Source organism: Austwickia sp. TVS 96-490-7B (genome assembly GCF_019331795.1).
GTDB lineage: Bacteria > Actinomycetota > Actinomycetes > Actinomycetales > Dermatophilaceae > Austwickia.
Genome location: NZ_JAHPZL010000007.1, coordinates 42080 through 56367, shown reverse-complemented (window position 1 = coordinate 56367; position 14288 = coordinate 42080). Strand labels below are relative to the sequence as shown.

The window sequence follows — 14288 nt, the reverse complement described above, 5'->3', positions numbered from 1 at the left end:
CCCGTTCAGACCCGGGCTAGCGCCCGTCTGCTTACCGACCAACGGATGTGGCCTCGACCACCCACAGCTGCGCCGCCACGTCAGCATCCACCACCGCAGCTTCTTCGGCACCAATCCGCCATCCGCCTTCGTCGCGCAGCACCTCAACGACCGTCCCAGCCGTCACCCCCGCCGCCCCCAATAGCGCGAGAACCTCGGTGTCGTCCTGCACGAACTCGCCGATCTTGCGGATCTCCACCTGCCGTGGCTGCGCGAGGTCCAGGTCGATCAGGCGCATCAGGCGTGCGTTCTTTCCGCGCCCCGGACGGACACCAAGCTCTTCCAACCCCGGAATCGGATTCCCGTATGGGCTATGCGTTCGCTCCTCGAGCAACGCCAGGATCTTTTGCTCCACTCGTTCGCTCATCACGTGCTCCCAGCGACAGGCCTCCGCATGGACGAACTCATATTCCAGTCCAATGACATCAGCGAGCAGTCGCTCGGCGATGCGATGCTTGCGCATCACCCGCGTCGCTCGCAGTCGCCCCTCCTGGGACAGCAGCAGGCTTCGGTCAGGCTGGACGGTGAGGAGACCATCGCGCTCCATCCGCCCGACAGTCTGGGACACCGTGGGGCCGGAGTGACCGATCCTCTCCACGATGCGGGCACGCAGCACCGGCGTCCCTTCCTCCTCAAGTTCGAAGATGATCCGCAGGTACATCTCCGTGGTGTCGATCAGTTCGGTCACAGTGACATTCTCTCAGGTGGACGTGCTCTCGGTCACGACGGGTGAGGACGAACACACCTCGTCCGGGGAAAAGTACTCCGGCTTCGCTGCGTATGAAGAGAAGAACATCACGACCCCATGGATCTCTTCCCGCCTCGCCTGTTTGATCCCATCTCAGCGGCATCAGGAGTCAGTGTGGCGTCCACTCCCCTCAGGCCTCTGGGGAACCCTTCAGCCGCCCAAGGAAACCGCCATTTCGGACGAGTCTCCGGTGCACAAGAATTCACCATGCAAGAGACACGCCATATTTGGGCAAAGACTTGAATCCGCTTCAGCTCACGCTTTATTCTTCAAGCACACCAGACGGGTGTGGCCTAGGACCCCCGAGCTAGGTCACACTCGTCGGTGGCACGCGCTGACGCACCCCCTGGCAGTCAGCGCCGACCGACCTCCACGTCGGTCGCGAAGGGCCGAGACGTTCACTCGTCTCGGCCCTTCGCCTGTTCCCGACGGCTTCCCCCGTCACCACGCTTGCCCAGACACCACGCCGCAATCGTGACGTCGCAGCCCTCCTCACGGGATGACATCTCGAGAGAGCTCCGGAGACCCTCAACGCGGACACCCCAGGAAGAAGCTGCAGCAACTCTGCGCGACAATGACTTTCATGCCCTCAGCGCCCGAAACTCCCGACCGGCTGACCACGGCCATCGCCGAGGCCGACCATGATTCCGGTCGACTCCGCTTCCGCGGCGTCGATGTCGACGAACTGGTCGCCAACGTCACCTTCGGCGAGGTCTGGGGGCTCCTCGTCGACGGTCGCTTCGGCTCCGGCCTGCCCCCCGCCGAACGATTCCCCCTCCCGGTGCGCACCGGCGACGTCCGCGTCGACGTACAAAGCGCGCTCGCTCAGCTCGCACCAGTGTGGGGTTTTCGGCCGCTGCACGACATTGACTCCGTCACCGCACGTGAGCAACTCGCCCGCGCCGCCACCATGGCCATGTCGTTCATCGCGCAATCGGCACGAGGTGCTGACCTGCCCGTCGTACCCGAACGTGAGATCGACACCGCCGAGACTGTGGTGGGTCGATTCATGACCCGCTGGCGCGGGGATCCCGACCCGGCCCATGTGGCAGCTCTCGACGGATATTTCACCGTGGCGGCTGAACACGGCATGAACGCTTCCACCCTGACTGCCAGAGTCATCGCATCCACCGGCGCCGATGTCGCAGCGTGCCTCTCTGGGGCCGTGGGCGCGATTTCCGGCCCGTTGCACGGCGGCGCACCCTCCCGAGCGCTCAAAATGATCCAAGAAGCAGCGCTGCAAGATGATGCCGACGCCTACGTCCGGGGACTGCTGGAACGCGGCGTACGACTCATGGGCTTCGGGCACCGCATTTATCGAGGCGAAGACCCCCGGGTCCGCGCAGTCCGGGACCTCGCCTGGCGGCTCGACGCACCGCTCTGCGAAATCGCCGAAGCCGTGGAAACTGCCGCGCTCAACGCCCTCGCCGAGCGCCGACCTGACCAACCCATTGGCGTCAACATGGAGTTCTGGGCCGCGGTCCTTTTCCATGGCGCCGACGTCCCACCACGACTGTTCACTCCCATGTTTATCTGCGCTCGATCCGCCGGCTGGTCAGCCCACATCCTGGAACAGAAACTTCTCGGTCGACCCATCCGACCGGTCGCGACGTACGTCGGTGAACCAGCCCGACCGGCAACGGAAGTGCCCGGCTGGGAGGACATCCCCCCACCACGAGCCCGATGACATCAGCCGCCTTGCCACGACACACCCCCTGACAGCGGAGCGGTCCTGGGCGATGATGACCCGGTGACCGCTGTATCCCTGCCCACCATCCCCGCCCCGCTGCTCCCCCGCGACGGCCGCTTTGGGTGTGGCCCCAGCCTGATTCGTCCCGCGCAGCTCACCGATCTGATGGCCAGTCAGGTGCTGGGCACCTCCCACCGGCAACCTCCGGTCACCGAGCTGGTCGGTGGGTTGCGGGCGGACCTGGCCACATTGTTTGAACTACCCGAGGACTACCTGGTGGTGCTGGGTAACGGCGGGACCACCTCCTTCTGGGATATGGCAGCGTTCTCCCTGATCCGTCGACGCGCCCAACACTGTGTCTTTGGGGAGTTCTCCGCGAAGTTCGCCGAGGTGACCGAGCAAGCCCCATTCCTGGAGACACCCCAGATCCGACGGGCGCCAGCCGGATCGGTGTCCCTTCCCGAAGCAGACCCTGACGTGGACGTGCTGGCCTGGCCGCACAACGAGACCTCCACCGGAGCGATGGCCCCCGTGCTGCGCCCCCCAGGAACCAGCGAGGACACCCTCACCCTCGTCGATGCCACCAGCGCTGCCGCAGGTCTACCCGTTGATGTCAGCCAGACCGATGTGTATTACTTCGCGCCCCAAAAATGCCTCGGCTCTGACGGCGGCCTATGGTGGGCGTTCTTATCTCCGCGAGCCATCAAGCGGGTCGATCACATCGAAGCGACCGGCCGATGGATCCCAGCGACGCTACGACTATCCACGGCGATCGCGTCATCACGTCGCAACCAAACTCTCAACACCCCAGCCTTGACAACCTTGGTGTTGATGCAAAGCCAAGTCCGCTGGCTCCTCCATCACGGCGGTATGGACTGGGCCACCCGACGTACCACCGAGAGCGCAACCCGCCTCTATGACTGGGTGGCCGCGACGCCCTACGCACAGTGTTTCGTGGCCGAACCAGCATGGCGCAGCCACGTTGTGGCGACCATCGATCTGGACGAAGCCGTGGATGCCCCATGGGTCGCGGCGGCCTTACGGGCCAATGGAGTCGTCGATGTCGAGCCCTATCGCAAACTCGGCCGCAATCAACTGCGGGTGGCCTTGTTTCCCTCCATCGAACCGGACGATGTCAGCGCACTGACCAGGTGCATTGACCATGTCGTCTCGGCGTCACACACCGCATCTTCTCGCCGTCGCTGATCCTGACGGGCAGGACCACCGTCACCGCACCGATCACCATGCGGCGACGCGGGTGAGGATGCGAGCCACATCAGGTACCAGCGCGATCTCGTCAGGGCTGAGTTTCCCCAACCTGGAAGTCATCCACAGGTCTCTGCGGTGTCGAGTCTCCTCAAGCAATGCTCGGCCAGCGTCCGTCAGTCCGATCAGCACGACCCGGCCATCGGTGGGATGGCGGGTACGGCGGGCGTAGCCGTCCTCCACAAGTTTGGTGACAGTGCGGGTCATGCTCGGCGGGCTGACCCGTTCAAGTTCGGCGATCTCACCCGGAGCTTTTTCGCCGTCCTCCAGCCTGGCCAGGGCAGCGAACTGGTGAGGAGCAATGAGATCCGGGGTCGATTCATAACGGATTCGGCGGGCAATGAGCTGACAGGCCAGGCGCAGCTCAAGTCCCTGACGGGCCAGGTCGTCGAGGTCTCGGGGTTTGTCATCGAGCACATCGTCCTCAGAGTGCTCCGGCGCTGCATGGGCGGTGACATCGACCTTCAGATCGCGACTGTCACCGCCCGAGCGTCCCATGATCTCCCCTTGCCAGCAGCACATCACACCCCAAGCCCTGACATCAGGCCATGGGAATTTATGTGCGACAAGCATACTGGTTAGTCATCCTTAACGGATTACGAGACTTCAGACGCCCCCAGCGATCAGGACGCTCCCAAGAGCTGCCGCAACGGATCGATCGCGAAATAGCAGACGAACAGTGTCGCGATCAGCCAGATCAGCGGATGCAGCTGCCGGGCTCGCCTCGTGACCACCTGGATCACGACGTAAGTGACCAGCCCGGCACCGATTCCTGCCGTGATGGAGTACGTGAACGGCATCAACACGATCGTCAAGAACGCGGGGATCGCGATCTCCGGGTCGCGCCAAGAGATCTCACCGGCTTGCTGCATCATCAAGAAGCCCACGATCACCAAGGCGGGCGTTGCCGCCTCATAGGGGATGACCTCGACCAAGGGCGCCAAGAACGTGGCTGCGAGGAAAAGGACACCCGTGGTCACCGAAGCCAGACCGGTCCGAGCGCCAGCGCCGACACCAGATGCCGACTCGATATACGCCGTATTGCTCGACACCCCTGCCGCCCCACCAGCGATGGCAGCAGCCGCATCGACGACCAAAATCCGTTCAGTGCCTAACGGGTTGCCCTCCTCGTCAAGCAAACCCGCCTCTGATCCGATCGCGACCATCGTGCCCATCGTGTCGAAGAAGTCAGCCAAGATCAGAGTGAACACCAGCAGAGCTACCGACACGACGCCGATCTTGCCTACCGACCCGAACACATCGATCTGGCCGAGCAGCCCGAAGTCCGGGGTAGAGATGATGTGCTCGGGAATCTTGGGGATGTTCAGCCCCCATCCAGTCGGTTTGACGACCTTCCCAGACTCATCAGTCTGCCCACCGACATGGGCCACCGCCTCCACCGTCATGGCAAACAGGGTTCCGCCGACGATGCCGTAAAGGATGGCACCTTTCACCTGCCGCACCATCATGACGATGATCGCCATCAGTCCAACCACAAAGACCAGGCTCGGCCACCCCGCGAGGAAACCACCCGGCCCCAGCTGCACCGGCGTCGCCGGAGCCTTCCGGACGATCCCCGCGTCGTACAAGCCAATCAACGTGATGAACAAGCCGATGCCGACGCTGATCGCCGTCTTCAACTGACCGGGAATCGACCGGAACACTGCCCGACGGAAGCCGCTGAGCACCAGGCACAGCATGATGACACCCTCTAGGACCACGAGTCCCATCGCGTCGGCCCACGTCATCCGGGGCAGCGCCGCGATGCTGAAAGCAACGAAAGCGTTGAGCCCCAGCCCGGTCGCCAACGCCATCGGGAAGTTCGCGACGACGCCCATCAGGACCGTCATCACCCCGGCGATCAACGCCGTCGCCGCAGAAACCATCGCCAAATTGGGGCTTGTCCCCCCACCGAGATACATCCCGGTCCCGTCTTTGACCGTGCCGATGATCAACGGGTTGAGCACCACGATGTACGCCATCGTGAAGAAGGTGGCAACGCCACCGCGAATCTCTTGTCTGATCGTGGATCCACGGCGGCTGATCAGGAAAAACTCGTCAAGAGCACGTCGAGTTTTCCCAGGTGTGGGCGTGACAGGGAGTGACATAACTGCACAGCGTAGGGGGTCGTCGGCGGAGTCATGGAATACGTTCGGCTGGTGAGGCGAACCGCCCCGAGCATGATGAATCACGGATCGGACAGGCTCGATCATCAACCGCTACGGTGGACAGGTGACCAGGAAATCCCCACGTCGCTGGCGGCCCGACCCAGAGCCGCTACGGTGGCCTATCGCCTGGTTACTCGCTCCCCTGCTGGCCTGGTGGGCGATAGCCCTGCTGGTCACCCTCACCATCCCCAGCCTGCACACCGGTGAACGCTCCTGGTGGCCTTGGTGCTGCGTGGCTGGGCTGGTCCTAGGCGGGCTGGGATATGTCTACGTCCGACGCGGACGCGGCAACGCCTCCGGCGTGTGACTCGCCATATCCCTGTAGGCGATCTGGTCACCGCCAGGACATCGACGACAGATCAGGCTCGCCCCTCGACCAAACTCTCCCAGCAGAGGTCGTCCACCAACGGCGCACTGACCGGCACCGGTGGCTCAGCCACCACATCGGTTTCGCTATGGGCACCGCATCCGTGGTCCAGGCTGACCACGGTGCCATCACTGGGCGACCACGCATGCGCACACACCCCAAAAAGCCGACGCAATGCCCCCGACATGGGCAGGAAATAACCACATGACGAGCAGTGGGCTTGTGCCTTCGACGCATCCGCCGAACTCGGTCCATGACTGCCGTCGTACCACCGTTGCGCGGCCGCCTCTAGCCCAGCAGGGGACAGCACTCGGACCCGACCGAGGCCCAACTCGGTCAGGGCCAATTGGTCGACATCGTCCTGGCCGGTGGCTTCGAAACCCACCTCAAGGTTGGCATCATCTGCTTGATAAGGCAGGACATCCCCGGGACCGACATCGCCCGGCTGCAACCGTTGGGCATAAGGCAGCCAATCCGGGGAGAGCAAGGCATCAGGCCCGGGAAGCAGATGCGCCTCACACACAGTGACCCGACGAGACCGCGGCACCCGTGCCACAGTGACCGCCCACGTCCAGCCCCGATAGGCCGGAGCAGTGCACACAAACAAATGCGTGGCTAGACGCTCAGCTTCCATCCGTACGCCGAGGTGGTCGCCCACAGTCCCTGGCTCCGCGATAGCTACTGCCGCGTCCCGCGCCTGGTCGACGGCACCGGCCAGAATCGCGTCACGGCTGGCCATCAGGCCCCATCCAGGTGGCTGGCCACGGCACGCAACACCGCCGCAACCTTCTCGGATTCTTTGCGGTCGGGGTAGTGGCCGCGACGGAAGCTGTTGCCGATCTTGTCGAGCATTTTGATCAGGTCTTCGGTGATGACTGCCATCTCCTCAGCAGCCTTGCGGTGCTTGGCATGCACGGCGGCAGCGACGGACGGCGCCGGACCGATCACCTTGACTTGCATCGCCTGCGTGCCGCGTTTACCAGCGGCGATGCTGTACTCCAGCCTGGTGCCGGCCTTGAGGCTGGTCACTCCCTGCGGGAGAGATTTCGCGGGCACGAACACGTCGTCGCCCCCCTCGTCGGAGGAGACGAATCCGAAGCCCTTCTGCTCATCGAAGAACTTCACTTTGCCTGTAGGCACTGTGGGACCTTACCTTCACACGGACGTCATCGGCCGGTCCGCCCGTGCGGCCGGCTTCACCAGGCTATCGGGTACGCCGGACCGGCGCTGCCACGCCGAGCGACGAACTGTGCATCCAGGGACAGATGGCCAGGTGAGATGGGGCACAACAGAATCGATTCATCCGTGGACAGCCCCGGCAAGAAGCATGAGCGATCAACTAGTTTATGGCGATGTGATCATCATCTGGCGTGGTTGGGGGATTCTCGCCCCGGTGTTCGTGCTTGGCGGGACGTTCACGTTCCTCATTCTCAATCCGCATTCGTCATTGTGGGCCTACCGGACGCTCGCGGTCCTGCTCACCCTCTTAGGCGGCACTGCGTGTTGGTTCCTAGGCCACTATCTGAATACCGTCCTTCCCGGAAGGCGCACAGACCAGTTCACTCAAGCCCGCACGGAAGAACTCCACGGGGTAGTGGCTGCCGGCGCCTTCACCCTCGGCCCCGGACACGCGCCACCGCAGTCATTCGATGAGGCCTACTACCAAGCAAACATGGTGGTCGCCCACGAAACCAGCCAACTGAGAGCCAGGCTGCGCAACCAGCATTCGTTCTTCTTCATCCCCATGCACTTCTTCGCACCACTGACCATCATCATCGCCCTGCTATTCATCTGCTGGTAAGCGTCGGCCCTGCTAGAACATCCCGGCAGGGCCGACCTCACTCATCAGCACATTTTCACCAGATCCGCACCCGACGATCCTCCGGCAGCCACAACTCATCACCCTCCCGCACCTCGAAGGCGTCATGGAACTCAGTGAGGTTACGCACGATGTTCGCGCGGAACTCCCCCGGCGAGTGCGGGTCCAGAGCCAACCGGCGCTTGGCTTCCTCCGGGCGTGACACTATCCGCCAGATCTGAGCCCACCCTGCAAAGAATCGTTGGTCACCAGTCAGCCCGTCGATCACCGGCGCCTCGTGGCCAGCTAATGAAATCCGGTAGGCCAGGTGCGCAATAGTGACTCCGCCCAGGTCACCGATGTTTTCCCCGACAGTGAGGGCTCCGTTGACTTTCTCGTCGGGCAGATTGCGCGGGTGAAAACCGTCGTACTGAACAATGAGCGCCTGCGCGCGCTCATCAAATGCCGCTCGATCCTCAGCGGTCCACCAGTCAACGAGCTCACCGCGGCCGTCGTACCTGCTGCCCTGGTCATCAAAACCATGTCCGATTTCGTGGCCGATGACAGCACCGATCGCCCCGTAGTTCACGGCGTCATCGGCGTCCACATCGAAGAATGGCGGCTGGAGGATCCCCGCCGGGAAGACGATTTCGTTCATCCCCGGGTTGTAGTAGGCATTCACGGTCTGCGCGTTCATGAACCATTCGTCCCGATCTACGGGACCATCAAGCTTGGCCCACATCCGGTCGGCTTCGAAGTTCTGAGCTGCTTGGACCGCGCCGACCAGATCATCAGCATCAAATTTCAGGCCTGAGTAGTCACGCCACCGTTGCGGATGCCCAATCTTTGCGGTGAACGAGTCCAGCTTCGCCAACGCTCGTTCCCTGGTGTCTGGAGTCATCCACGCCAGGTCGCGGATGTCTCGGCGATAGGCCTCGATGAGGTTATCGACGAGGACGGACATCCGTTCGGACGCGTGTGCTGGGAAGTGTCGGGCGACGTACAGCTGTCCGGCATCTTCACCGACGAGGTCGTTGACCAGTGCCACCCCTCGCCGCCAGCGGTCCCGCTGCTCCGGGATGCCGGACAGCACCCGCCCATAGAAGTCGAAACTCTCCGCAGACAGCTCTCGGGTGAGGTACGGCGAGTAGGCGTGCAGGATCATCCAGCGCACCCAGGCCCGCCACACCGGTGCCGCCACCGCACTGATCTGCTCGGACAAGGCTTGCAATGCTGACGGCTGACGTGTCACTAGAGCTGTGGCAGCCGATTCTGGCGCGCCCAGCGCATCAAGCCAGGCCCGCCACGGGACAGCACCAGCAAGCTCCTCCAGGCCGGACAGATCAGTCAGGGTGTAGGACTTCACCACGTCCCGACAGGCCACGTTGTCCCAATGTCCCGCAGCCAGTGCCGTCTCCAGAGTCATCACGGCGGCAGCATCGGCCTCGGCGGCAGCCTGCGACATGCCCGCCACGACAAAGGTCCGGGTCACGTGGGCAACGTATGCCTCTCGGATCTGCGCGTATTCCTCTTCCCGGTAGAAGGACTCATCAGGTAGCCCTATCCCAGCCTGCTCCAAATAGGTGACATATCGGTCTGGCTGGCCCCGGTCAGTGTCGACGTACGCCTCCACCAGACCCCCCACGCCGTACCGCTGCAACCGACCCAGCAAGACCATTGCGGCAGCACCATCGTCGACCTGATCTGCCTGGGCGAGCAGGTCGGCAATCGGGGTGATGCCCAGCTGGTCGGCCCGTTGCTCGTCGAGGAAAGCCGCGTACAACCGACGTGCCAAGGTCCCCGGTGCAGGGGATGCCCCGTCGCTGTCCCCAGACTCTTCCAGGAGGGCGCGCATGTCGAATTCGGCGCGTTCCCGCAGGATGTCGAAGGTGCCATAGCTGCTGCGGTCCTGGGGGATCGTCGCGTCGGCGAGCCAACCTCCATTGACATAGCCGTATAAGTCATCCTGCGGCCGTACCGCGGTATCCATCTGGTCAGGGACGATTCCCGAGCGCATCTGCAACTCCTCAACAAGGTCGACGACGTGGCCCACGCTACGGCGCACTTCACCTCCATCCCACCGCAACCCGCGGATTGAGTGAAAAAACGGGATTCTCTTGGACATCTGATGAACCTGCCGATCCACACCGATAGAAGCAGCACATCCGCCCCGCCACGTCGATGAGGACCCCCATGGCCACCACGGACTTCAGTCCCACCTTCCCCACCATTTCGCCGCCGCGGACCAGTCGTCATGCCCTGACCTGGCTGTCACGCCTGTCGATCAAGCAGCGTCTTGGCGCTCTGGTCGGCCTGGTACTGGTGATCGCGGTGGGTCTGGGCACGTTCTCCGTGATGTCCCTCTCCAGGGTTTCTGCCCTTGCCGAAGAGATGTACACCACCTCGGTGGTGCCAGTCAGCCAGCTCGGAGCGCTACGCGCCGACATGAAAGATGTCCGCATTGGCACGCTGAACTATGTCACCTCCGTTGACCCCAAAGCCAAGGACACTCACAAGAAACGGAAGGAAACTGCCCAACAGCAGTTCCAGAAAGACCTAGCTGCCTATCGGAGCACTACGGTTGACGCGTCACTGGTGAAAGAGCTGGAAGAGGCGTGGACGGCATACCTGCCGGTCCTTGACCCGTTGATGGCTTACGGCGACAAACTGGACTTTGCCGGATACGGCACCTATCGAGACGCCAACGCTATCGGCCCGTCTGGTAAAGCTGACGCCGCCGTGATGAAACTGGTCGCGAAAGAAACTGCCCGCGCAGACGAGCTACGCGCCAATGCCACCGCACAATACGAACGAAGCCGCCTCACTCTGTTGATCGTTTTGGCATTGTCCATTGTGTTGGCCGTGGGTGGCGTCACCACTGTGGCTGTCAGTATCTTGCGCCCCATTGAGGTCATGAAACGCACTGTGGAGCGTGTGGGGCATGGCGATCTGACCGCCCGATGCGATATCTCTGGAACAGATGAACTGTGCCGGCTATCCACTGGTCTGGATGCCACGATCGCCGCTTTGCACACCACCGTCGACGGAGTCCGGGAAAATGCCACCTTGGTGCAATCTGCGTCAGGGGTCATCGCAGGAGCAGCTCGTGACCTGCGCCACAGCGCCGATGAAACAGCAGCCACCTTGCAGACGGTTTCCGCTTCCGCTGATGAAGTCTCCACCAACGTACAAACTGTGGCCGCCGGCACCGAAGAAATGACCGCGTCCATCCGCGAGATCTCAAAAAACACCACGGACGCTGCCGGGGTCGCCGCCGGGGCAGTGCAAGTCGCTGATCGGGCCACGGGCACGGTCGCCACCCTCGGCGACAGCTCCACCCAGATCGGTGAGGTCATCAAGACCATCACCTCCATCGCCGAACAGACCAACCTGTTGGCGTTGAACGCCACGATCGAGGCTGCCCGGGCTGGAGAAGCGGGCAAGGGTTTCGCCGTCGTCGCTAACGAGGTCAAAGACTTGGCGCAGGAAACGGCAAAAGCAACTGAGGATATTTCACGCAAGGTGGAACAAATTCAGTTGGACACGGAAGCAGCGGTTGCTGCCATCGGAGAAATCTCGATGATCATCGCGCAGATCAACGACACCCAGGCCACGATTGCCTCGGCGGTGGAAGAGCAGACAGCTACCACCAACGAGATGGGACGGAACGTGTCTGAGGCTGCGTCTGGAGCAAGTCGGATCGCCGGCGAGGTGGGTGGCATCTCCGCGAGCGCCCATGCCACCCGGGAGGCTGCTCAGGTCACCGACGGGGCCGCTGCAGAGCTGTCCACCCGCGCCAATTCGCTGATGGCTCTGGTCGAGTCCTACTCGTTGTAGTCGCTGGCACCCCCGGCGAGCGCGGTGACCACCTTGCTCGCCGGGGGGCGGCCGAGCTGTTGGGCCATCCACCGGCTGGTGTCGGCTAGGGCGGGCAGGTCCACACCGGTGTGGATGCCCATGCCATCTAGGGCCCAGAGGAGGTCTTCGGTGGCGAGATTGCCGGTGGCTGATGCGGCATAGGGGCATCCGCCCAGACCGCCGGCGGATGTGTCGACCGTGGTCACGCCGTATCGGATTGCTTCGAGGGTGTTGGTCAGGGCTTGTCCGTAGGTGTCGTGGAAGTGGACGGCGAGTTGGTTGGGGCCGATTCCAGCTGCGGCGAGTTCATCGAGGAGACGTACGACGTGCCCGGGGGTGGCTACGCCGATGGTGTCGCCGAGTGAGAGTTGGTCGACGCCGAGGTCGATGAAGCGGTGTGCCACATCTACGACGCGATGGATGGGTACCGGTCCCTCCCAGGGGTCACCGAAGCACATGGAGATGTAGGCCCGCACCCAGACATTGGCATTTTTGGCGTGGGAGATGACCGGGGTAAACATCGCCATCGCTTCCGTCATGGACCTGTTGAGGTTACGTTGACTGAAAGTTTCGGTGGCGCTGCCGAAGACCGCGATGGCACTGACACCGTGGTCTAGAGCGCGATTCAGACCGTTTTCGTTGGGGACGAGGACAGGTCGGTTGGGGCCGAGGCCTTCGGCACCTAACGCGGTGAGTAGTTCGGTGGCGTCGGCGAGTTGGGGCACCCAACGGGGGTGGACGAAGCTGGTGATTTCAATGCTTTGCAGACCAGCAGCGAGGAGCCTTCGCACGAATTCGGCTTTGACGTGGACCGGAACGGTCGTCTTTTCGTTTTGCAGGCCGTCCCGGGGGCCGACTTCATAGAGGTGCAGCTCGTGGGGCATGCCTGGCAACGGTTCACAGTGTGCTGACGTCATGGTGGCCTCCTCCGGAAGCCCTCGTCGGGAGTGTCGACGGGGTGGGGCGGGGGTGCTCGGGCTTTCATCATCCCTGTTCTTGATCGGCGAGAGCGGCTGACGGACTTCGTGGTTATCCTGGACGCTGGGGGTCAAGACCATAGTTGATGGCTATCCCTGCACGAGATGATGACGACTCAACAAAGGGGATCCCATGACTTACCCTGGCCAGCACCCTCAGGGTCTGCCGCCATATTCTCCTCATCAGGGACCCGTAGGTCATCAGCAGGGCCATCCGTCGTCCGGTCACGTTCAGGGGCAATCTTCCTTCACGATGCAGGACCAGGTCCCCTACCGTGGGTATGGCACCGCATCGGTGCCCTCCCAGCCACTCCATGTGCCCGAACATCCCCAGGCTGGAGCGATTTTAGGATTAGGGATCGGCGCCATCATATTGACTTCTTTGACAGGATTGGGATTCATCCTGGGGATCGTGACGATCATCATGGGAAGTAAAGCCCGAAAGGAGATTGAAGCCGCTGATCTTGGTGGATCAGGCAAGGTGACGGCCGGAATCGTGATGAGCTGGATTTCGATCGGCTTAACCACGTTAGCTCTTGCACTCTTTGGAATGTTCTTGGCCCTGTTGATGCTCTTGTGATGTCCGGCAGCCGATCAGGTTGCGGCAGCCCTACGTCTGGGAGCCTCACAGCAAACGTCCAGGGATCGCTCTCACACTTGATGGTGTGAGCACCACGACCCCTGAAGCGCGCCTCCTCGTCGTTGAAGACGAACCCAACATCCGAGAACTCCTCGCGACGTCCTTGCGTTTCGCAGGTTTCGAAGTGTTCACAGCGGGGGACGGCTCCACCGCGGTGGCGGTGGCGGAACGGGAGCAGCCCGACCTGCTGGTCCTCGACGTGATGCTCCCGGACATGGACGGTTTCGCGGTGACCCGCAGGCTGAGGGAGACCGGGCGGTTGATGCCCATCGTCTTCGTCACCGCCCGGGACTCGATCGAGGACAAGGTCAAGGGGCTCACTGTCGGCGGCGACGACTATGTCACCAAACCGTTCAGCCTCGAAGAAGTCGTGGCTCGGATCCGCGCGGTTCTTCGGCGTACCCGAGGCGATAGCACTGAGGACGAGGTGCTGCGCTTCCACGACCTAGAGCTCAACGAGGATTCACACGAGGTACGACGTGGCCGGCGGGTCATTGACGTCTCCCCTACTGAGTTCAAGTTGCTGCGTTACCTCCTGCTCAACCCCAACCGAGTGCTCTCCAAAGCTCAGATCCTTGACCACGTATGGGATTACGACTTCCGTGGGGAAGCAGGCATCGTCGAGTCGTACATCTCTTACCTGCGACGCAAGATCGATGTGGAGGAGCCGCATCTGATCCACACCCGCCGGGGTGTCGGATACGTCCTGCGCCTGCCCCCAGAGAACAGCTGACAGG

The 14288-nt window shown here is 62.6% G+C and carries 14 protein-coding genes; 7 read left to right on the top strand and 7 right to left on the bottom strand.

The window, feature by feature from the left end:
- Positions 1-31: 31 nt before the first annotated feature.
- Entirely contained in the window at positions 32-727 is a 696-nt protein-coding gene (locus tag KEM60_RS08410; RefSeq protein ID WP_219107091.1) for a metal-dependent transcriptional regulator, read from the bottom strand.
- Positions 728-1370: 643 nt separating this feature from the next.
- Here KEM60_RS08410 and KEM60_RS08405 point away from each other — a divergent pair.
- Together KEM60_RS08405 and serC are read left to right on the top strand one after the other, a co-directional pair.
- Positions 1371-2474 carry a citrate synthase 2 gene (locus tag KEM60_RS08405; RefSeq protein ID WP_219107090.1) on the top strand — a complete coding sequence of 368 codons (1104 nt, stop codon included), beginning with the start codon at positions 1371-1373 and terminating at the stop codon, positions 2472-2474.
- Positions 2475-2537: 63 nt separating this feature from the next.
- On the top strand, positions 2538-3683 hold the full coding sequence (gene serC / locus KEM60_RS08400) for a phosphoserine transaminase (protein ID WP_219107089.1): 1146 nt from the start codon (positions 2538-2540) through the stop codon (positions 3681-3683).
- A gap of 33 nt (positions 3684-3716) precedes the next feature.
- Here serC and KEM60_RS08395 read toward each other — a convergent pair whose 3' ends face one another.
- Positions 3717-4241 (bottom strand): MarR family winged helix-turn-helix transcriptional regulator, encoded by a 525-nt coding sequence (locus KEM60_RS08395; protein WP_219107088.1) that lies wholly within the window; start codon positions 4239-4241, stop codon positions 3717-3719.
- Positions 4242-4366: 125 nt separating this feature from the next.
- Positions 4367-5851, bottom strand: coding sequence for an NCS2 family permease (locus tag KEM60_RS08390; protein WP_219107087.1), 1485 nt, complete (start codon positions 5849-5851; stop codon positions 4367-4369).
- Positions 5852-5975: 124 nt separating this feature from the next.
- Between KEM60_RS08390 and KEM60_RS08385 the strand changes: the two genes are divergently transcribed.
- Complete coding sequence (locus KEM60_RS08385) at positions 5976-6218, top strand: DUF2530 domain-containing protein (RefSeq protein ID WP_219107086.1); 243 nt, start codon at positions 5976-5978, stop codon at positions 6216-6218.
- A 52-nt stretch (positions 6219-6270) separates the two neighbouring features.
- On the opposite strand, the gene KEM60_RS08380 is transcribed toward KEM60_RS08385, so the two are convergent.
- Positions 6271-7017, bottom strand: coding sequence for a DUF3027 domain-containing protein (locus KEM60_RS08380; RefSeq protein WP_219107085.1), 747 nt, complete (start codon positions 7015-7017; stop codon positions 6271-6273).
- A complete protein-coding gene (locus KEM60_RS08375; protein ID WP_219107084.1) occupies positions 7017-7418 on the bottom strand; it encodes a cold-shock protein in 402 nt (133 codons plus the stop codon). Before KEM60_RS08375 ends, KEM60_RS08380 begins: the two co-directional genes overlap by 1 nt.
- A gap of 187 nt (positions 7419-7605) precedes the next feature.
- On the opposite strand from KEM60_RS08375, the gene KEM60_RS08370 reads away from it, so the two are divergent.
- A complete protein-coding gene (locus tag KEM60_RS08370) occupies positions 7606-8079 on the top strand; it encodes a hypothetical protein (RefSeq protein ID WP_219107083.1) in 474 nt (157 codons plus the stop codon).
- Between the two features lie 55 nt (positions 8080-8134).
- Here the strand turns inward: KEM60_RS08370 and KEM60_RS08365 are convergent, their stop codons facing one another.
- The gene (locus KEM60_RS08365; protein WP_370626333.1) at positions 8135-10201 is read right to left on the bottom strand and encodes a M13 family metallopeptidase; all 2067 of its coding nucleotides are present in this window, start codon (positions 10199-10201) and stop codon (positions 8135-8137) included.
- Between the two features lie 68 nt (positions 10202-10269).
- Here KEM60_RS08365 and KEM60_RS08360 point away from each other — a divergent pair, with 68 nt between their 5' ends.
- Positions 10270-11913 (top strand): methyl-accepting chemotaxis protein, encoded by a 1644-nt coding sequence (locus tag KEM60_RS08360; RefSeq protein ID WP_255574403.1) that lies wholly within the window; start codon positions 10270-10272, stop codon positions 11911-11913.
- Here the strand turns inward: KEM60_RS08360 and KEM60_RS08355 are convergent.
- On the bottom strand, positions 11901-12851 hold the full coding sequence (locus tag KEM60_RS08355) for a hydroxymethylglutaryl-CoA lyase (RefSeq protein ID WP_255574402.1): 951 nt from the start codon (positions 12849-12851) through the stop codon (positions 11901-11903). The two genes, KEM60_RS08360 and KEM60_RS08355, sit on opposite strands and share 13 nt — an antisense overlap.
- A 376-nt stretch (positions 12852-13227) precedes the next feature.
- Here KEM60_RS08355 and KEM60_RS08350 point away from each other — a divergent pair, with 376 nt between their 5' ends.
- Positions 13228-13491 (top strand): hypothetical protein, encoded by a 264-nt coding sequence (locus KEM60_RS08350; protein WP_219107082.1) that lies wholly within the window; start codon positions 13228-13230, stop codon positions 13489-13491.
- A gap of 85 nt (positions 13492-13576) precedes the next feature.
- A complete protein-coding gene (locus tag KEM60_RS08345; protein WP_219107081.1) occupies positions 13577-14284 on the top strand; it encodes a response regulator transcription factor in 708 nt (235 codons plus the stop codon).
- Positions 14285-14288 lie beyond the last annotated feature (4 nt).